This window comes from Streptomyces varsoviensis (assembly GCF_000718635.1).
Lineage (GTDB): Bacteria > Actinomycetota > Actinomycetes > Streptomycetales > Streptomycetaceae > Streptomyces > Streptomyces varsoviensis.
On sequence record NZ_JOBF01000004.1, the window covers coordinates 39340 to 53077 of the forward strand.

At 69.3% G+C, this 13738-nt stretch carries 13 protein-coding genes; 7 read left to right on the top strand and 6 right to left on the bottom strand.

Features of this window, described 5'->3' with window-relative positions; translation table 11 throughout:
- The first annotated feature begins 19 nt into the window (after window positions 1–19).
- Window positions 20–1534, top strand: coding sequence for a glycosyltransferase family 87 protein (locus tag IF55_RS08960; protein ID WP_030882212.1), 1515 nt, complete (start codon window positions 20–22; stop codon window positions 1532–1534).
- A 163-nt stretch (window positions 1535–1697) separates the two neighbouring features.
- Here IF55_RS08960 and IF55_RS08965 read toward each other — a convergent pair whose 3' ends face one another.
- From IF55_RS08965 to IF55_RS08975, 3 genes are all read right to left on the bottom strand, one after another.
- Entirely contained in the window at window positions 1698–2729 is a 1032-nt protein-coding gene (locus IF55_RS08965; protein ID WP_030882214.1) for an alanine racemase, read from the bottom strand.
- 108 nt (window positions 2730–2837) lie between these two features.
- Window positions 2838–3956 carry a lipid II:glycine glycyltransferase FemX gene (locus IF55_RS08970; RefSeq protein ID WP_030882218.1) on the bottom strand — a complete coding sequence of 373 codons (1119 nt, stop codon included), beginning with the start codon at window positions 3954–3956 and terminating at the stop codon, window positions 2838–2840.
- Window positions 3957–4339: 383 nt separating this feature from the next.
- Window positions 4340–4669: a hypothetical protein gene (locus IF55_RS08975; protein ID WP_030882220.1), complete on the bottom strand. Its 330-nt coding sequence runs from the start codon at window positions 4667–4669 to the stop codon at window positions 4340–4342.
- 306 nt (window positions 4670–4975) lie between these two features.
- On the opposite strand from IF55_RS08975, the gene rpsF reads away from it, so the two are divergent.
- The 4 genes from rpsF (at window position 4976) to rplI (ending at window position 6709) form a co-directional block, all read left to right on the top strand.
- Window positions 4976–5266 (top strand): 30S ribosomal protein S6, encoded by a 291-nt coding sequence (gene rpsF, locus IF55_RS08980; protein ID WP_003978891.1) that lies wholly within the window; start codon window positions 4976–4978, stop codon window positions 5264–5266.
- Between the two features lie 108 nt (window positions 5267–5374).
- Window positions 5375–5965 carry a single-stranded DNA-binding protein gene (locus IF55_RS08985; RefSeq protein WP_030882223.1) on the top strand — a complete coding sequence of 197 codons (591 nt, stop codon included), beginning with the start codon at window positions 5375–5377 and terminating at the stop codon, window positions 5963–5965.
- 42 nt (window positions 5966–6007) lie between these two features.
- Entirely contained in the window at window positions 6008–6244 is a 237-nt protein-coding gene (gene rpsR, locus IF55_RS08990) for a 30S ribosomal protein S18 (protein ID WP_004950692.1), read from the top strand.
- Window positions 6245–6262: 18 nt separating this feature from the next.
- A complete protein-coding gene (gene rplI / locus IF55_RS08995; RefSeq protein ID WP_030882227.1) occupies window positions 6263–6709 on the top strand; it encodes a 50S ribosomal protein L9 in 447 nt (148 codons plus the stop codon).
- Between the two features lie 326 nt (window positions 6710–7035).
- Here the strand turns inward: rplI and IF55_RS09000 are convergent, their stop codons facing one another.
- A complete protein-coding gene (locus tag IF55_RS09000; protein ID WP_030882229.1) occupies window positions 7036–8373 on the bottom strand; it encodes an MATE family efflux transporter in 1338 nt (445 codons plus the stop codon).
- Between the two features lie 670 nt (window positions 8374–9043).
- Between IF55_RS09000 and dnaB the strand changes: the two genes are divergently transcribed.
- Complete coding sequence (gene dnaB, locus IF55_RS09005) at window positions 9044–11557, top strand: replicative DNA helicase (RefSeq protein WP_245661131.1); 2514 nt, start codon at window positions 9044–9046, stop codon at window positions 11555–11557.
- A 190-nt stretch (window positions 11558–11747) separates the two neighbouring features.
- Window positions 11748–12305 carry a sugar O-acetyltransferase gene (locus IF55_RS09010; protein ID WP_030882236.1) on the top strand — a complete coding sequence of 186 codons (558 nt, stop codon included), beginning with the start codon at window positions 11748–11750 and terminating at the stop codon, window positions 12303–12305.
- A gap of 36 nt (window positions 12306–12341) precedes the next feature.
- Here IF55_RS09010 and IF55_RS09015 read toward each other — a convergent pair whose 3' ends face one another.
- Together IF55_RS09015 and IF55_RS09020 are read right to left on the bottom strand one after the other, a co-directional pair.
- Window positions 12342–13244, bottom strand: coding sequence for a proline iminopeptidase-family hydrolase (locus IF55_RS09015; RefSeq protein ID WP_048831784.1), 903 nt, complete (start codon window positions 13242–13244; stop codon window positions 12342–12344).
- The gene (locus IF55_RS09020; RefSeq protein ID WP_245661120.1) at window positions 13241–13618 is read right to left on the bottom strand and encodes a nuclear transport factor 2 family protein; all 378 of its coding nucleotides are present in this window, start codon (window positions 13616–13618) and stop codon (window positions 13241–13243) included. Before IF55_RS09020 ends, IF55_RS09015 begins: the two co-directional genes overlap by 4 nt.
- Between the last annotated feature and the right edge of the window lie 120 nt (window positions 13619–13738).

A 13738-nucleotide genomic window follows, 5' to 3' on the forward strand; every position in this document is an offset into this window, starting at 1 on the left:
GTACGGCAGGATGGCCCGCATGACGAGCGCGCGAGAGGACCAGCCCGTACGCCCCACCGCCGAGGACGAGGTGGCCGCCGCGGGCAGCGAGGTCATCGGTGGTCCGGCCGGCCGGCGCGCGGTGTTCGGCGGGGGCTGGTGGACCGCGGCGCGGATCATCATCGCGCTGGCGATCGGGATGTTCGCGCTCGGCATGGTGCAGAAGCTGCCCTGCTACGACTCCGGCTGGTTCTTCGGCGCCACCGCGCAGTACACGCACGCCTGCTACTCCGACATCCCGCACCTCTTCAGCGGGCGCGGCTTCGACATGGGCGTCGTCCCCTACTTCGACCGCATCCCCGACTCGGTCTCCGGCGGCATGCGGTATCTGGAGTACCCGGTCCTGACGGGGCTGTTCATGGAGATCGCCTCCTGGCTGACGCCGGGCGGCGGCACGATCCAGCAGCGGGAACAGCTCTACTGGCTCGTCAACGCGGGCCTGCTGATGGTCTGCGCGGCCGTCGTCGTCACCTGCGTGGCCCGTACGCACCGCCGACGCCCCTGGGACGCCCTCCTGGTGGCCCTCTCGCCGGCCCTCGCGCTGACCGCCACCATCAACTGGGACCTGTTCGCCGTGGCCCTGCTCGCGGCCGCGATGCTCCAGTGGTCCCGCGGCCGTACGCTCGCCGCCGGCGTTCTCATCGGCCTGGCGACCGCCGCGAAGCTCTACCCGCTGCTGCTGCTCGGCCCGCTGTTCATCCTGTGCTGGCGGGCGGGCCGCTGGCGGGCCTTCGGCCGGACGGCGGCCGGCGCGGCGGTCGCCTGGCTGGTCGTGAACCTGCCGGTGATGCTCACGCACGACGCGTCGGGCTTCCACATCCGCGAGGGCTGGGCGCGGTTCTACACCTTCAGCCAGGACCGGCCCATCGACTTCGGGTCGATCTGGCTGCTCATCTCCCAGCGCACCGGCGACACGCTGGAGAACGCCAACACGTACACGGCGCTGCTGATGATCATCGGCTGCCTCGCGATAGCGGCGCTCGGCCTGTACGCGCCGCGCCGGCCGCGGCTGGCCCAGCTCGCGTTCCTGGTGGTGGCGCTGTTCGTGCTCACCAACAAGGTCTACTCGCCGCAGTACGTGCTGTGGCTGATTCCGCTCGCCGCCCTGGCCCGCCCGAAGTGGCGGGACTTCCTGATCTGGCAGGGCTGCGAGGTCATCTACTACCTGGCGATCTGGATGTACCTCGCGTACACGAGCGGCGGCGACAAGCACCAGGGGCTGCCGATGGAGGGGTACCAACTGGCCGTGGTGCTGCACCTGCTGGGGACGGCGTACCTGTGCGCGGTGGTGGTCCGCGATGTGCTGCTGCCGGAACGGGACGTGGTGCGGCAGGACGGGTCGGACGACCCGTCGGGTGGCGTTCTGGACCGGGCCCCCGACGTGTTCGTCCTCGGCGGCGCGGCCCGTACGCACGATGTCGCGCGTTTCGAGGGCCCCTACGTGCGCTGGGGCGCCGGACGGGCCGATTCCGGGCAGGTCTCACCGATCGAGTGACGGTCGCCCGTCGAAGGTTGACCGGGGGGCGAGGGGCGGGGGCGGCGGTGGCGCGCAGGGTGAGACACAGAGCGAGACACAAAGAGCGAGGGCCCGGAGCCGCCTCTCGGAAGCAGAGGCTGCGGCTTCGGGCCCTTCGGCAGTGCGGTCGGCGATCGGCAGGTCAGCGGTCGACGAGGCGGTCGAACTGGGTCGTGGTGTGCCGCAGATGGGCCACGAGCTCGTCGCCGACCTGGGGGGCCGCGACGTCGCCGGGGACGAAGAGGATGGACACCTGCATGTGCGGCGGCTCCGCGAACCAGCGCTGCTTGCCCGCCCAGACGAAGGGCGAGAGGTTGCGGTTCATGGTCGCGAGGCCGGCCCGCGCGACCCCCTTGGCGCGCGGCATCATGCCGTGCATCGCCTTAGGGGCCTCCAGGCCGACGCCGTGCGACGTGCCGCCTGCCACGACGACCAGGTAGCCGTCGGCGGCGGCCTTCTGCTGGCGGTAGCCGAAACGTTCGCCCTTGGCGACGTGCGTGACATCGAGGACCGCGCCGCGGTACTGGGTGGCCTCGTGGTCGCCGAGCCACAGCCGGGTGCCGATCCGGGCCCGGAAGCGGGTCTGCGGGAACTGCTGCTGGAGCCGGGCGAGCTCGTCGGCCTTGAGGTGGCTGACGAACATCGTGTGCAGCGGCAGCCGGGCGTTGTGCAGCCGGTTCATCCAGCCGATGACCTCTTCGACGGCGTCGGAGCCGTCCGTACGGTCCAGCGGCAGGTGGATCGCGAACCCCTCCAGCCGTACGTCCTCGATGGCGGCGTGCAGCTTGGGCAGGTCCTCCTCGCCGATGCCGTGGCGCTTCATGCTGCTCATGACCTCGATGACGACGCGGGCGCCGACCAGGCCGCGTACGCCCTCGACCGAGGAGACGGAGCGGATGGCGCGGTCCGGCAGCGGCACGGGCTCCTCGCCGAGCCGGAAGGGGGTGAGCACCAGCAGGTCGCCGCTGAAGAAGTCCTTGATCCGGGCGGCCTCGTAGGTCGTGCCGACGGCCAGGATGTCGGAGCCGAACGCCGCGGCCTCGTCGGCCAGCCGCTCGTGGCCGAAGCCGTAGCCGTTGCCCTTGCAGACCGGGACGATGCCCGGGAACTGCTGGAGAACGGTCTGCTGGTGTGCCCGCCAACGCGCGGTGTCGACGTAGAGCGTGAGCGCCATGGCCGGTCCCGGAACCTTTCCTGTGCCTGCGGTGGAGTGTGAGGTCGTACGGACGTATGCGGTCCGCACGGGGGCGTACGGGTGTACAGGGTGTACGGGTGAGAACGGTCAGCGCCGCGACATGTACATGTCCAGCGCCTTGTGCAGCAGCTTGTTGAGCGGGAAGTCCCACTCGCCGAGGTATTCGGCAGCCTGCCCGCCCGTGCCGACCTTGAACTGGATCAGGCCGAAGAGATGGTCCGTCTCGTCCAGCGAGTCGCTGATGCCGCGCAGGTCGTACACGCTGGCGCCCAGCGCGTACGCGTCGCGCAGCATCCGCCACTGCATCGCGTTCGACGGCCGGACCTCGCGCTTGTGGTTGGCGGACGCGCCGTAGGAGTACCAGACGTGGCCGCCGACGATCAGCATCGTCGCGGCGGCGACGGCCTCCCCCTCGTGCACGGCGAAGTACAGCCGCATCCGGTTGGGGTCCTCGGTGTTCAGGGCGGACCACATGCGCTGGAAGTAGCCGATGGGGCGCGGCCGGAAGTGGTCGCGCTCGGCGGTGATCTCGTAGAGGTGCTGCCAGGTGGCCAGGTCGTCGTAGCCGCCCTGGACGACCTCGACGCCGGCCTTCTCGGCCTTCTTGATGTTGCGGCGCCAGAGCTGGTTGAAGCCCTTGTGCACGTCTTCGAGGGAGCGGCCCTCCAACGGCACCTGGTAGACGTAGCGCGGCTGGACGTCGCCGAAGCCCGCGCCGCCGTCCTCGCCCTGCTGCCAGCCCATGCGGCGCAGCTTGTCGGCGACCTCGAAGGCGCGCGGCTCGATGAAGCTGGCCTCGATGTCGCGCAGCCGCTTGACATCGGGGTCGGCGATGCCGGCCTTGATGGCGGTGGCGTTCCAGCGCCGGATGATGACGGGCGGGCCCATCTTCACCGAGAAGGCGCCCTTCCCCTTGAGATGCGCCAGCATCGGGCGCAGCCAGTCCTCCAGGTGCGGCGAGTACCAGTTGATGACCGGGCCCTCGGGGAGGTAGGCCAGATAGCGCTTGATCTTGGGCAACTGGCGGTAGAGGACGAGGCCGACGCCGACCAGCTCGCCCGTCTTGTCGAACCAGCCCAGGCTCTCCGAGCGCCACTCCGCCTTGACGTCCGCCCATGCCGGAACCTGCATGTGGCTGGCCGAGGGCAGACTCTGGATGTACGCCAGATGCTGTTCTCGGCTGATGGTCCTCAGGGTCAGGCTCATGCGGGGCGCTCCTCGGCAGGTTTGTCCCCAGGGGCGGGGCTCCGGCTCTCGCGCCGAAGCCTACTGCGACCGGGGAGCGCCCCGTTTGGGCGTATGCGGGTGGTGGCCCGGCTCACGGTGGTACGGGCTGCCGGGGCCGTCGGCCGTTACCGGTACGGGCCGGGGCCGCCGGGCCCGTACCGGGCTGCCCGTGCGGGCCTGACCTGGAGGCTCGTACCGGCTGCTCCGTAGCGGTTGCCCGTACGGCCTGACCTGGGAACCCGTGCATGCCGCTCGTACCGGCCGCGCGTACGGGACCTGGCCTGCGGCCCGTACCGGCCGCTCGTACGGGCGCGGCCCGGGAGCCCGTACGGGCGCGGCCGCGGGGGTGTGCCGGGCCGGGGTCAGCCGACCACGCCGCCGAAGAGCCCGCCGTGCGCCATGCCGATGAAGAATCCCACAGCCGCCGCGCCGAGCCCGATGATCAGCAGGAACCGTTCTCCCGTGGTGGCCGAGATGAACTGGCCCCATGCGCCGGTGAGGATGCCGACCAGGCCCGTCCAGGAGCTGACCAGGTGGAGGCTGTGGAAGGCCGAGGTGATGGCGGCGATCGCGCCGAGCACCAGGGTCACGGCGGCGAGGCCGTTCTCGACGGGATGCGCCTTGCCGTCGCTGTTGATGGCGGTGCTGATGAGGGCGAGGGGGCCGTGGTTCTGCCGTGCTGCCTGTGCCATGAGGAACCTCCTGTAGGCAAAGCGGCGCACTGTAGCGCCGGTCACACCCGATGTGTCCAGAGTGCGTGCCTCCGCGGCCGGATTTCAACCGGAAGGCGGGGTACGGGTACGCTGGTCGGTCTGCACCGGTGTCGGACCGGTCATGTCATGGCCTTCCGGGTTCCCCTCGGCAGGCCGGCCGCACGGCCCGCCCCCTCCCAGCGTTTTTCGGCGTTGTCAGTGGGTGCCGATACCGTTGCTCACGCATCACGACCCTCCTGCCACGGAACGACCGTGGCCGCTGAGTCCAAAGGAGGTGGGTTCCACATGCGTCACTACGAGGTGATGGTCATCCTCGACCCCGATCTGGAGGAGCGCGCTGTCTCTCCCCTGATCGAGAACTTCCTCTCCGTCGTCCGCGAGGGCAACGGAAAGGTCGAGAAGGTCGACACCTGGGGCCGTCGTCGTCTCTCGTACGAGATCAACAAGAAGCCCGAGGGCATCTACTCGGTCATCGACCTCCAGGCCGAGCCTGCGGTCGTCAAGGAACTCGACCGCCAGATGAACCTGAACGAGTCGGTTCTCCGGACCAAGGTCCTCCGTCCCGAGACCCACTGAATTCCCCAGGGGCCCCGGAACCCCCGGGACACCTGAGTTCAGCGGTAATCGGGCTGCATCACCACGAGCAGCAAGCAGCCAGCAGCACACCCGCCGAGAGGTTCACCCATGGCAGGCGAGACCGTCATCACGGTCGTCGGCAATCTCGTCGACGACCCCGAGCTGCGCTTCACCCCGTCCGGTGCGGCGGTCGCGAAGTTCCGTGTCGCGTCCACTCCCCGCACCTTCGACCGCCAGACCAACGAGTGGAAGGACGGCGAGAGCCTCTTCCTCACGTGCTCGGTGTGGCGGCAGGCGGCGGAGAACGTCGCCGAGTCGCTCCAGCGCGGCATGCGTGTCGTCGTGCAGGGGCGGCTGAAGCAGCGGTCCTACGAGGACCGTGAGGGCGTCAAGCGCACGGTCTACGAGCTCGACGTCGAAGAGGTCGGCCCGAGCCTGAAGAACGCGACGGCCAAGGTCACCAAGACCACCGGCCGTGGCGGCCAGGGCGGTTACGGCGGCGGTGGCGGCCAGCAGGGCGGCGGCTGGGGCGGCGGCCCCGGCGGCGGCCAGCAGCAGGGCGGCGGGGCTCCCGCCGACGACCCCTGGGCCACCAGTGCTCCGGCCGGCGGCCAGCAGGGCGGCGGTGGCGGCTGGGGCGGCGGCTCCGGCAACACCGGCGGCTCCGGCGGCGGCTACTCGGATGAGCCGCCCTTCTGAGGGCGGCGGCAGAAAACTTCTTGATCACACAGGAGAGAGACAATGGCGAAGCCGCCTCCGCGCAAGCCTAAGAAGAAGGTCTGCGCGTTCTGCAAGGACAAGACCGCTTACGTGGACTACAAGGACACGAACATGCTGCGGAAGTTCATTTCCGACCGCGGCAAGATCCGTGCCCGTCGCGTGACCGGCAACTGCACTCAGCACCAGCGTGACGTCGCCACGGCCGTGAAGAACAGCCGTGAGATGGCGCTGCTGCCCTACACCTCGTCCGCGCGATAAGGGAAGGGTGACCGACCAATGAAGATCATCCTCACCCACGAGGTCTCCGGCCTCGGCGCCGCCGGCGACGTCGTCGACGTCAAGGACGGCTACGCCCGCAACTACCTGGTCCCGCGCGGTTTCGCGATCCGCTGGACCAAGGGTGGCGAGCAGGACGTCGCGCAGATCCGCCGCGGTCGCAAGATCCGTGAGATCGCGACGATCGAGCAGGCCAACGAGGTCAAGGCGCAGCTTGAAGGCGTGAACGTGCGTCTGGCCACCCGTTCGGGTGACGCCGGCCGCCTGTTCGGCTCCGTCACCCCGGCCGACATCGCCACGGCGATCAAGTCCGCCGGCGGTCCGGACGTCGACAAGCGCCGCATCGAGCTGGGCTCGCCGATCAAGACCCTGGGCTCGCACCAGGTGTCCGTGCGACTGCACGCCGAGGTCGCCGCCAAGGTGGCCGTCGAGGTCGTCGCCGCCTGATGCACGGCGTTCGCGCTTGATTGATGGCGTTCGCGCCTGACTCATGGCGCTCGCGTCTGCTTCATGGCGTTCGGCTCCGCTGAAGCGCTACTGAAGGGCCACACCCCGCGGGGTGCGGCCCTTTGGCGTTCCTTGGGGCGGGGGGCGGGCGGGGTGGTACGGGCGCGGTGGGGCCTGCGTCCGTCCGTACGGGCGTGAGCGGGGGTGGCGGCATGGCGTGGTGGGGCGTACGGAGCGTGGCCCGCGCCCCTGCCCGTACCGTGCGCGTGCCCGTACGGACGTCCGTACCCGTATTGGCGCGCGTACCGGCCCTGGAGTCCGGGCCGTCAGCGGGCGGCGCCGGTGACGAGCCAGCGGCCGGAGCGGGTGCGCAGCCACAGGGTGGCCATGCGGACGGCCATCATCAGGGCCATGGCCCACCACAGGGCGGTCAGGCCGCCGCCGAGGGTGGGGACGAGCAGGGCGGCGGGCGCGAAGACGGCGAGGACGACCAGCATCGCCCAGGCGAGGTACGGGCCGTCGCCGGCGCCCATGAGGACGCCGTCGAGGACGAAGACGACGCCTGCCACGGGCTGGGTCAGCGCGACCACGAGGAGCGCGGGGAGCAGTGCGCCGTGGACGGCGGGGTCGGTGGTGAACAGCGGGATGAACAGGGGGCGCGCGGCCACCACGAGCACGCCGAGCACCACTCCGGCGGCGACGCCCCACTGCACCATGCGGCGGCAGGCGGCGCGGGCGCCGTCGGGGTCGTCGGCGCCGAGGTAGCGGCCGATGATGGCCTGGCCGGCGATGGCGATGGCGTCCAGCGCGAAGGCGAGCAGGCTCCACAGGGTGAGCACGATCTGGTGGGCGGCGATGTCGGCGTCGCCGAGCCGGGCGGCGACGCCGGTCGCGATCATCAGGACGGCGCGCAGGGAGAGCGTACGGACCAGGAGGGGCGCGCCAGCCTGGGCGCACGCCCGTATGCCGGCGGCGTCGGGGCGCAGGGAGGCGCCGTGCCGGCGGGCGCCGCGGATGACGACGGCGAGGTAGACGGCGGCCATGGCGCACTGGGCGATGACGGTGCCCCAGGCGGAGCCGGCGATGCCGAGCCCGGCGCCGTAGACGAGGGTGGCGTTGAGGGCGGCGTTGGCCGCGAAGCCGCCGACGGCCACATAGAGCGGGGTGCGGGTGTCCTGGAGGCCGCGGAGTACGCCGGTGGCGGCGAGGACGATGAGCATGGCGGGGATGCCGAGGGCGCTGATGCGCAAGTAGGTGACGGCGTAGGGGGCAGCGGTGGGCGAGGCGCCGAAGAGGTCGACGAGGGCGGGGGCGGTGGGCAGCACGATGGCGATGACGGCGGCGCCGAGGAGGAGGGCGAGCCAGATGCCGTCCATGCCCTGGCGGATGGCGGCCGGCAGATCGCCCGCGCCGACGCGGCGGGCGACGGCCGCGGTGGTGGCGTAGGCGAGGAAGACGAAGATCGAGACGGCGGTGGTGAGGAGGGCGGCGGCGACGCCGAGGCCGGCGAGTTGGGGGGTGCCGAGGTGGCCGATGACGGCGCTGTCGACCATGACGAAGAGGGGCTCCGCGACGAGTGCGCCGAAGGCGGGCACGGCGAGCGCGATGATCTCGCGGTCGTGGCGGCGGACGCTGCGCTGCTCGCGCGTGGGGGCCTGGGGCATGGGCCCAATCTAATCTTCCACAGGTAAGTGCTGCAAGGTGATTGGAGTCCTTACGGCGAGCGACGTCGGGCGCGGTCCGGTGCGCCGTTTGTCGTGATCTTGGGCCGGGTGGGGAAGTTTTTCTTCTCAACAGGGAGTGGGTGGAGAACTCGCAGGTCAGAGGGGTTAGATTGAAGCGATTGTGTGTTTGTCCACAGAGATTTCCCCCATCTCGTGCACAGGTATCGGGGACTTCTCCACAGGATGACGGCCGTCATCCACATGGTCTGTGGATAACAAGATTGGCGCACGGTCGTCACGGGCCTACCGTGGTCCGGCGCCCGCCGCATGTTCCGGCGCTCGCGACTCGTGAACTCGACGCGCCGTAACCGGAGTCGGGTGTCCTATTTGTCAGAGCCGTGCCGTAAGAAGGAAGGGCATGGCGAGGTCCGCGTCGCGGACGGGAGGAGGTGGCGGGGTGAGCATGCCTATGCCTGAGCCGCCCATGGACGACCCCTGGACGGACGCCGGTCCCAGTGACCGGCTCCCGGTCTCCCGGCCCCGGCGCGGCGAGGGCAAGGGCCGCGGCGAACAGCACGACCGCGGCGACGAGGGCTCCTCCTGGTCGGGCGGCGGCTTCGAGCGCGTACCGCCGCAGGACCTCGACGCCGAGCAGTCCGTCCTCGGCGGCATGCTGCTCTCCAAGGACGCGATCGCCGAGGTCGTCGAGGTCCTCAAGGGCCACGACTTCTACCGCCCCGCGCACGAGACCGTCTACCAGGCGATCCTCGACCTCTACGCGAAGGGCGAGCCGGCCGACCCCATCACGATCGGCGCGGAGCTCACCAAGCGCGGCGAGATCACCAAGGTCGGCGGCGCCGCGTATCTGCACACCCTCGTGCAGTCCGTCCCGACGGCCGCCAACGCCGCGTACTACGCGGAGATCGTCCACGAGCGGGCGGTCCTCCGCCGCCTGGTCGAGGCCGGCACCCGTATCACGCAGATGGGATACGCGGCCGACGGCGACGTCGACGACATCGTCAACAGCGCCCAGGCCGAGATCTACGCCGTCACCGAGCAGCGCACCAGCGAGGACTACCTCCCGCTCGGCGACATCATGGAGGGCGCGCTCGACGAGATCGAGGCCATCGGCTCCCGCAGCGGCGAGATGACGGGCGTCCCCACCGGCTTCACGGACCTGGACGCCCTCACGAACGGCCTGCACCCCGGCCAGATGATCGTCATCGCGGCCCGCCCCGCCATGGGCAAGGCGCTCGCGCTGGACACCTCCCTGCCCACCCCGACCGGGTGGACGAGCATGGGCGACGTCGCGGTGGGGGACCTTCTGCTCGGCTCCGACGGCAGGCCGACGCGGGTGGTCGCCGCGACCGACATCATGGTCGGCCGCCCCTGCTACGAGATCGTCTTCGACGACGGCACCACGGTGGTCGCCGACGCCGATCACCAGTGGCTCACCGATACGCGTGCTTCCCGTAGATCCGCTCAGGAGCACGGCGCGGAGCGGCAGACGGTCTTCGCCGCCGTCAGGACGACCAAGGAGATCGCCGAAACGGTCCATTGCGGCACCGAACGGCGACTGAACCACTCCGTGCGGAACACAGCCGCACTGGAACTGCCCCCCCGGGAGCTTCCGGTGCCGCCCTACACATTCGGCGCCTGGCTCGGCGACGGTCACAGCGACGCCGCGCGGATCACCACCGCGGACCCGGAGATCGTGCATCGCGTCATGGAAGACGGGCTCACGATACGACAGGTGGGCGGCGCCGGGATCACCTACGCGCTTGGCTTCGTCGTCGAGGAGGAGCCGGAACCCCAGCAGCGATCCTGCGTGGTCTGTGGCCGGATGTTCCTGCCCAAGCTCCCCCACGTACGGAGTTGTGGCCAGTCATGCGGTGGCAAGGCCCGATTCGTCTCCGCTCCAGTCGCCCCCACGACGTGCGCGGATTGCGGCGTGGAGTGTTCCTCCTCCGGCGCCACGCCCCGGTGCCTCCGGTGCCGAGGGGCGCACGGCAGCCTGCTCACCACGTTGCGGGCCCTTGGAGTGCTGGGCGACAAGCACATCCCCGAGGAGTATCTGCGTGGCTCCATCGGCCAGCGGAAGGCGCTGCTCGCCGGGCTGCTGGATACGGACGGCACGGTCAACCCGACCGGATCCGTGCAGTTCGCGGTCGTCAACAAGGCCCTGGCGGACGGGTTCTGCGAACTGTTGGCCGGCCTCGGGTACCGGTACGGGCGGCAGGCCAAGACCGTCAAGGGCCGTTCCGCGGAAACCTCCGTCGCCCACATCATCACCTTCACGCCCACCGACGAGGTCTTCGGGCTGGAGCGGAAGCGGCGGGCGCACGCGGAGCGACGGCGGCCCGCGACCCCCCGGGTGACGCAGCGGTACATCGCCGAGGTTCGCGAGGTCCCGAGCGTTCCCGTGCGCTGTGTTCAGGTGGACAACACGGACCACATGTACCTGGCGACCCGGTCGATGGTGCCTACGCACAACTCGACGCTTGCCCTGGACTTCGCGCGGGCCTGTTCCATCAAGTCCAACCTGCCCAGCGTGATCTTCTCCCTGGAAATGGGGCGCAACGAGATCGCGATGCGCCTCCTCTCCGCCGAGGCGCGCGTGGCCCTGCACCACATGCGCTCCGGCTCCATGACGGACGAGGACTGGACGCGCCTCGCCCGCCGCATGCCGGACGTCTCCGCCGCCCCCCTCTACATCGACGACTCCCCGAACCTGTCGATGATGGAGATCCGCGCCAAGTGCCGCCGCCTCAAGCAGCGCAACGAACTCAAGCTCGTCGTCATCGACTACCTCCAGCTCATGCAGTCCGGCGGCTCGAAGCGCGCCGAGAGCCGCCAGCAGGAGGTCTCGGACATGTCCCGAAACCTCAAGCTCCTCGCCAAGGAGCTGGAGCTCCCCGTCATCGCCCTCTCCCAGCTCAACCGCGGCCCCGAGCAGCGCACCGACAAGAAGCCGATGGTCTCCGACCTCCGCGAATCCGGCTCCATCGAGCAGGACGCCGACATGGTCATCCTGCTGCACCGCGAGGACGCGTACGAGAAGGAGTCCCCCCGCGCCGGCGAAGCCGACCTCATCGTCGCCAAGCACCGAAACGGCCCCACGGCCACCATCACGGTCGCCTTCCAGGGCCACTACTCGCGGTTTGTGGACATGGCACAGACGTGAGCGGGGGCGGGCGTGCTGTTCGGGTTGGGGGGACAACCGGGCGTTGAGTCTGACCTTCTTGATCGTTGTTTGATTCCAGGTCGGGCGGGTGGCTTTGATGACTGCGGTCGACTCGTGGGTGGTCGCGTGTTGTTCGCGATGCATGCCACTTGATGCCCCCGGTCCGAGCGCCCCCTTTCGAGGAATACTCATGCCTGATCAAGACCGTCTCTATGTCCGTACGGCGGAGTTCGCGCGGGTGGCCGAGCGCATTGAGTACGTGAACGCGCTCACGTCACGGCTCAACGCGCTGCCGTATGACGACAAGGCCGCGCGCGGTGCGCTGCTGTCGGAGATCATCGGCAAGCCGGTGCCCGGCTCCGTCACCGTTTATCCGCCCTTCTACACCCACCATGGGCTCGGCATCGACTTCGGCGAGGATGTCTTCGTCAATCAGGGCTGCACCTTTATGGACCACGCGGGCCAGGGGGCCATCCGTCTCGGCGACGGCGTCATGATCGGGCCGAAGACCAACCTCATCGCCACCGATCACCCGCTGGAAGCCGGCCGGCGGAGCGAATTCATCACGATGGCGCCCATCACGGTCGAGGCCCACGCATGGATCGGTGCGGCGGTCACCGTGCTTCCCGGCGTCACCATCGGACGCGGTGCCGTGGTCGGCGCCGGAACCGTCGTCACGAAAGACGTGCCCCCCGACACCTTGGTGACCGGGCCGGCCGGCTTCCCACGCAAGCGGTGGAATGGCTGAATTTGGAGTACGCGCCGGGGGGTCCGTAGCCGTTGGTCAGGTGGTGGTTTGGGGGGCTTTCGGGCGGGATTCCGTGCGGGATATGTAGTTCTGGATGAGGGATATGTATGCGGTGCGGAGGGGTTCCTTTTCCAGATAGCCCATGTGGGCCGCGCCGGGCTGGGTTATGTGTTCGGAGTCCGGGATTCTCTCGGCGATGTCGGCGAGGTGGGTGGGGACGCATTCGTCGAACTCGCCGCCGAGAACGAGTGTGGGTACGCGAATACGGTCGAGGATGTCGAAGATGTCCCAGTCCTTGAGGGTGCCGCTCACGTGGTAGTCGGCGTGCCCGATCATGGTGCGGAATGTCGTCAGGCTCATGAGTTCCGGGTCCAGGGCCACCGAAGAGGTGCGGAGGACGCACGCCCGCATGTATTCCTCTTGAGCCGCCCAGTAGTCGGGGTCGTCCGTCTCCCCTCGCAGCTCCCGGCCGTAGGTGCGGTCGAGTACGTCGCCCGGCAGCCCCGCCATGAGGTCCCGGACCTCCCGCTCGAACCTGGGGACGCTGGCCAGGCCGTTGGCGCAGATCAGGCTGGTCCAGTCCGGGTTCCGCTCCGCGGCGTACTGAAGGCCGAGCATCGCGCCCCAGGAGTGGCCGTAGACATGCGGGCGGTCCAGGCGGAGCGCCGCGCAGACCGTGCCGAGCTCGTCGAGGAAGCGGTCGACCGTCAGCAGGGAGACGTCGTCTATCGGGTCGGAACGTCCCACCCCGAGCTGGTCGTACCAGATGACCTCGCGCTCCTGGGCGAGCGGCGCGAACGCGTCGAAGAGCAGATCACTCGGGTAGCCCGGCCCGCCGTGTACGAGCAGCAACGGCGTGCCGCCACCGCCGGTTCTGCGGTACCAGACCTCGCCCCCGGGTACGGAAATCCTGCCTTCCGTCATGTTGCCTTCCGTCATGCCGGCCCCATTTCGTAGGCGTACTCCTCCATGCGGTCGATGAGATCTCCGTCGAACCGGAAGTACATCGCGGCATGGACCTCGCTCCGTGAGCCGTCCGGCATGGTCAGGCGCAGCACCTGCTGCTGAAGTACCTCGTGCTCGCCCTGGAATTGGCGAGTGATGTCGAAACGCAGCGATCCGACCGTATCGGCGAGGGGCTTGAGCTGTGCGATCTTCTCGTCGATCGTCTGATTCCCCTTGCCGTCGTTGTGCCATACGGTCGCCGATTCCGTGCACATGGCCCGCATTGATTCGAAGTCGCAAGCTTCCAGATGCCTCAGGCACTGAACCGCCAGCTCGCCGATGTTCTTACTGCCGATGTTCTTACTCACGTCACTTTTCCCAGAAGGTGGCTGCTTCGGTGGTCCCAACATAGGGAACAAGGGGCGTGAAGATAAGTCTTGACTTGCTTTCCCGCTTCAGGCAGTTGGGATGGGGGAAATTTGCGAAAA

What these genes read in the sequence shown, in the direction of transcription:
- dnaB (WP_245661131.1), top strand. Translation starts at nt 9,044, where the DNA reads ATGCTGCTCTCCAAGGACGCGATCGCCGAGGTCGTCGAGGTCCTCAAG.
- IF55_RS08960 (WP_030882212.1), top strand. Translation starts at nt 20, where the DNA reads ATGACGAGCGCGCGAGAGGACCAGCCCGTACGCCCCACCGCCGAGGAC.
- IF55_RS09015 (WP_048831784.1), bottom strand. Translation starts at nt 13,244, where the DNA reads ATGACGGAAGGCAACATGACGGAAGGCAGGATTTCCGTACCCGGGGGC.
- IF55_RS08985 (WP_030882223.1), top strand. Translation starts at nt 5,375, where the DNA reads ATGGCAGGCGAGACCGTCATCACGGTCGTCGGCAATCTCGTCGACGAC.
- IF55_RS08970 (WP_030882218.1), bottom strand. Translation starts at nt 3,956, where the DNA reads ATGAGCCTGACCCTGAGGACCATCAGCCGAGAACAGCATCTGGCGTAC.
- rpsR (WP_004950692.1), top strand. Translation starts at nt 6,008, where the DNA reads ATGGCGAAGCCGCCTCCGCGCAAGCCTAAGAAGAAGGTCTGCGCGTTC.
- IF55_RS09000 (WP_030882229.1), bottom strand. Translation starts at nt 8,373, where the DNA reads ATGCCCCAGGCCCCCACGCGCGAGCAGCGCAGCGTCCGCCGCCACGAC.
- IF55_RS08965 (WP_030882214.1), bottom strand. Translation starts at nt 2,729, where the DNA reads ATGGCGCTCACGCTCTACGTCGACACCGCGCGTTGGCGGGCACACCAG.
- rpsF (WP_003978891.1), top strand. Translation starts at nt 4,976, where the DNA reads ATGCGTCACTACGAGGTGATGGTCATCCTCGACCCCGATCTGGAGGAG.
- rplI (WP_030882227.1), top strand. Translation starts at nt 6,263, where the DNA reads ATGAAGATCATCCTCACCCACGAGGTCTCCGGCCTCGGCGCCGCCGGC.
- IF55_RS09010 (WP_030882236.1), top strand. Translation starts at nt 11,748, where the DNA reads ATGCCTGATCAAGACCGTCTCTATGTCCGTACGGCGGAGTTCGCGCGG.
- IF55_RS08975 (WP_030882220.1), bottom strand. Translation starts at nt 4,669, where the DNA reads ATGGCACAGGCAGCACGGCAGAACCACGGCCCCCTCGCCCTCATCAGC.